Annotated in this window: 5 protein-coding genes and 1 pseudogene; 4 read left to right on the forward strand and 2 right to left on the reverse strand. The window is 64.6% G+C overall.

Translation table 11 applies throughout. The annotated features are described in order from the left end of the window. Positions 1-703, reverse strand: a 703-nt coding sequence (locus tag RMN84_RS03300) for a riboflavin kinase (protein ID WP_309610783.1), incomplete at its 3' end; no start/stop codon positions are given. A gap of 224 nt (positions 704-927) precedes the next feature. On the opposite strand from RMN84_RS03300, the gene rpsM reads away from it, so the two are divergent. The 4 genes from rpsM to RMN84_RS03320 all read left to right on the forward strand — a co-directional run bounded on the left by rpsM (position 928) and on the right by RMN84_RS03320 (position 3,679). Beyond that, the gene (gene rpsM / locus RMN84_RS03305) at positions 928-1,296 is read left to right on the forward strand and encodes a 30S ribosomal protein S13 (protein ID WP_309610784.1); all 369 of its coding nucleotides are present in this window, start codon (positions 928-930) and stop codon (positions 1,294-1,296) included. A gap of 46 nt (positions 1,297-1,342) precedes the next feature. After that, entirely contained in the window at positions 1,343-1,732 is a 390-nt protein-coding gene (gene rpsK / locus RMN84_RS03310) for a 30S ribosomal protein S11 (RefSeq protein ID WP_309610785.1), read from the forward strand. Between the two features lie 102 nt (positions 1,733-1,834). Beyond that, positions 1,835-2,902: a DNA-directed RNA polymerase subunit alpha gene (locus tag RMN84_RS03315; protein ID WP_309610786.1), complete on the forward strand. Its 1,068-nt coding sequence runs from the start codon at positions 1,835-1,837 to the stop codon at positions 2,900-2,902. 147 nt (positions 2,903-3,049) lie between these two features. After that, the gene (locus RMN84_RS03320) at positions 3,050-3,679 is read left to right on the forward strand and encodes an NYN domain-containing protein (RefSeq protein WP_309610787.1); all 630 of its coding nucleotides are present in this window, start codon (positions 3,050-3,052) and stop codon (positions 3,677-3,679) included. Between the two features lie 122 nt (positions 3,680-3,801). Here the strand turns inward: RMN84_RS03320 and RMN84_RS03325 are convergent. Beyond that, positions 3,802-3,988 (reverse strand): annotated as a pseudogene (locus RMN84_RS03325) (hypothetical protein); the annotation flags it as partial.

Genomic DNA, 3,988 nt, shown 5'->3' on the forward strand with positions numbered 1-3,988 from the left:
CGCTACCGTCATGGAGCCGTACCCGCACCGCATAGATGCCATAGGCCGGACGCAGGTAATTCCCGAGCGGGACGTTAGCGGTCGGATAGCCCAGCGTCCGCCCGCGCTTGTCGCCGTGGCCGACCACCCCTTCGATCGCGAACGGGCGGGTCAGCAGGCGGGTGGCTACGCCGGGATCGCCCGCGACGAGCGAATCGCGCACCCGGCTCGACGATACCGGCTGCCCGTCGAGCAGCACCGGCGCGACGGTCTCGGCAACGATGCCATGCGCTGTGCCAAGTTCGGCCAGCACCGCTGCGCTCCCTCGCCGTCCCGCGCCGAAGGTGAAGTCGTCGCCGGTGACGACCCCCGCCGCGCCGATCTGCCGGGACAGCAGCTCGGCGACGAAATCCTCGGCGCTGGTCGCGGCGAGCGCCCTGTCGAAGCCGAAGATCAGCATTGCGTCGGCACCCGCCTGGCCGAACAATCGCTGGCGCTGGTCCAGGCTGGTCAGACGGAACGGCGGGGTGTCGGGGCGGAAGAGGCGCATCGGGTGCGGGTCGAAGGTCGCGACGATCACCGGCCGCCGCTCGTGCGCGCCGCGCTGCACCGCCCGCCCGATCACCGCCTGGTGGCCGAGGTGAAAGCCGTCGAAGTTGCCGAGCGCCAGTATCGCTCCGCGCAGGAGCTCGGGCACGGCCGCATCGAGGATCAGGCGCTGCATGTGGATCGCTTAGCGGGAAGATCGCGGCTTGCAAGCACGCGGGGCCGCTTGGCGCCACCCAGTTGACTCACACTGCGCGCGAACCTATCTACGTGCCATCCCGTTTCACCGGTTGCCGGCGGCGCTTTGTTGCGCGCGCCGTTTTTCCGTTGGAATTTGGGTTTATCGCTTTGAGATGGGGCGCGCGTGCCACGCCGCCCTGTGGAGCTGGGAGATAGTCGTACATGGCACGTATCGCGGGGGTTAACATCCCGACTAACAAGCGCGTCGAGATCGCGCTGACCTACATCCATGGCATTGGCCGGACCAAGGCCGTGGAAATCACCAGGAAGCTGGGTATCGAGCCGGCCCGGCGGGTCCAGGACCTGACCGACTCTGAAGTGCTCCACATCCGCGAGGCGATCGACGCCGATCACACGGTCGAGGGTGATCTCCGCCGCCAGACGGCGATGAACATCAAGCGGCTGATGGATCTGGCCTGCTACCGTGGCCTGCGCCATCGCAAGGGCCTGCCGGTCCGCGGCCAGCGCACGCACACCAATGCGCGCACTCGCAAGGGCAAGGCCAAGCCGATCGCCGGGAAGAAGAAGTAACGCTGCTTACAGCGCCCTCTTCCGACACAGCTTCAAGGATTTCCAAATGGCACAAGCACCGCAGCGCCTTCGCCGGCGCGAACGCAAGAACATCACATCGGGGGTGGCGCATGTGAACGCCAGCTTCAACAATACCATGATCACGATCACCGACGCGCAGGGCAATGCGATTGCCTGGTCGAGCGCCGGGACGATGGGCTTCAAGGGCAGCCGCAAGTCCACTCCCTACGCCGCCCAGGTCGCCGCCGAGGATGCCGGCAAGAAGGCCGCCGAGCATGGCGTGCGCACCCTGGAAGTCGAGGTCAAGGGCCCCGGCTCGGGCCGCGAAAGCGCGCTCCGCGCCCTCCAGGCGGTCGGTTTCCAGATCACCTCGATCCGCGACGTCACCCCGATCCCGCACAACGGCGTGCGCCCGTCAAAGCGCCGCCGAGTTTAAACCCGCCGCTCCGATCGCGCCGCAATCGGAGCGGGTTCAGACACGAAATTCTAAATAAGAGGAGCCGCGGGACGCCGGGCTGCTCGCTGCCGAGGAAGAAACATGGCCGTCAACGCGAAGAACTGGCAGGAACTCAAGAAGCCGAGCAACCTCGAGCGCAAGCCCGGGGGCGACAGCCGCCGCAAGGCGGTGTTCGTCGCCGAACCGCTCGAGCGCGGCTTCGGCATGACGCTCGGCAACTCGCTCCGCCGCGTGCTGCTGAGCTCGCTGCAGGGCGCCGCCGTCACCGCGATCAAGATCGAGGGCGTGCTCCACGAATTCAGCTCGCTCCAGGGCGTCCGCGAGGACGTCACCGACATCGTCCTCAACATCAAGCAGCTCGCGCTCAAGATGGAAGGCGAAGGCCCCAAGCGGCTCCAGCTCTCCGCCACCGGCCCGGGCGAAGTCACCGCCGCGCAGATCGCGACCAGCGGCGACATCGAGGTCACCAACCCGAGCCTCGTCATCTGCCACCTCGACCAGGGCGCGACGCTCAACATGGAGCTGACCTGCGACGTCGGGAAGGGTTATGTGCCAGCCGCCGCCAACCGCCCGGCCGACGCCGCCATCGGGCTCATTCCCGTGGACGCGCTCTATGGCCCGGTCCGCCAGGTGGCGTACAAGGTCGAGAACACCCGCGTCGGCCAGGAGCTCGATTACGACAAGCTGACGCTGACGGTCGAGACCGACGGCACGGTCACGCCGGAAGACGCGGTCGCCTATGCCGCGCGCATCCTGCAGGACCAGCTGGCACTGTTCGTCCACTTCGACGACGGCGCGATCCGCTCGGCGAGCCCGATGATGGGCGTGCCGAGCGCCGCCAACCCGGCCGACAGCCAGGCCGACACCAACCAGCTCAACCGCTACCTGCTCAAGAAGGTCGACGAACTGGAACTGTCGGTACGCAGCGCCAACTGCCTGAAGAACGACAACATCATCTACATCGGCGACCTGGTCCAGAAGACCGAGGCCGAGATGCTGCGGACGCCCAACTTCGGCCGCAAGTCGCTCAACGAGATCAAGGAAGTCCTGTCGAGCATGGGCCTGCGCCTGGGCATGGACATCCCCGGCTGGCCCCCTGAGAATATCGAGGAAATGGCGAAGAAATTAGAACAGGAATTGCTGGGGTAAAGGCCATCAAGAGAGGCGGGTCGTTAACCATCGTTGGTTGACTTGTTGGACTTGGCTCCCTAGCTAGCTCTCATATCTCCCTCGGCGCTTCGGTGCCGAGGCGCGCGGCGGCCCTAGTGGCCGCCGTTGCTTTTTGGGGGCAAGGGGATGCGAACTCGGGTTTATGTCGACGGCTATAACCTGTTCTATGCTTGCCTGAAGGGCAGCCCGTACAAGTGGCTCAACGTCTACTCGCTCGTCGACACGCTTCTCCCTCGGAACGACATCGATAAGTTGCGCTACTTCACTGCGCGGGTCAGCGCCCGTCCGCACGATCCCGATCAGCCCCAGCGACAGCAGACCTATCTTCGGGCACTGGCAACCAGTCCGAACGTAGAAGTCCACTTCGGGCATTTTCTGACCCACGAAGTGACTATGCCGGATGCGGCAGCGTGGAAGGCCGGGCATTATCGCGCAGCACGCGTCATGAAAACCGAAGAAAAGGGATCAGACGTCAACCTTGCGACCTTCCTGTTGATGGACGCGTTCGATGACCTTTACGATGTTGCGGTCATCATCAGCAACGACAGCGACCTTAAGGAACCCATCGCCCAAATCCGGAATCGCTTTGGAAAGAAAGTCGTCCTGTTCGGATCGAAAACGACCCGAATCAGCGGAGCACTGAAACCTCTCGCGCATTTCATCCGACAATTCGGTCCCAACGCTCTTGCCGGTGCGCAATTCCCGACACAGCTAGAGGATTCGGTGGGCGTCTTTCGCAAACCAGCTTCGTGGTAGCCTGCCGCCTCGCGGTCGCCCTCACCCTCCGGCGCTTCGCGCCTCCTCCCTGTCCCAGGGCGAGAGGGAGGCGTTCGACAGGCTCGCGAATTCACCGATAAGGAGGTTAAAAAGTCGTCGGATCACTCGGTTCGCTTGACGACCTTGGCATTGCCAGCCGACCGATGCGCCATGATTTGCAATCGCGCCTGCTCGAACAGTTTTGCCGGGATCGCGCCGTAATGGGGAGAGGACTGACCCTTGGTCGGGCGCACATCGGGTCCCGGCCAGATGAAGCGGTTGACCTCGGTCGTGATGATCCAGCTTCGC

This window comes from Sphingomonas sp., assembly GCF_031380695.1.
Lineage (GTDB): Bacteria > Pseudomonadota > Alphaproteobacteria > Sphingomonadales > Sphingomonadaceae > Sphingomicrobium.

What these genes read in the sequence shown, in the direction of transcription:
- rpsM (WP_309610784.1), top strand. Translation starts at nt 928, where the DNA reads ATGGCACGTATCGCGGGGGTTAACATCCCGACTAACAAGCGCGTCGAG.
- rpsK (WP_309610785.1), top strand. Translation starts at nt 1,343, where the DNA reads ATGGCACAAGCACCGCAGCGCCTTCGCCGGCGCGAACGCAAGAACATC.
- RMN84_RS03315 (WP_309610786.1), top strand. Translation starts at nt 1,835, where the DNA reads ATGGCCGTCAACGCGAAGAACTGGCAGGAACTCAAGAAGCCGAGCAAC.
- RMN84_RS03320 (WP_309610787.1), top strand. Translation starts at nt 3,050, where the DNA reads ATGCGAACTCGGGTTTATGTCGACGGCTATAACCTGTTCTATGCTTGC.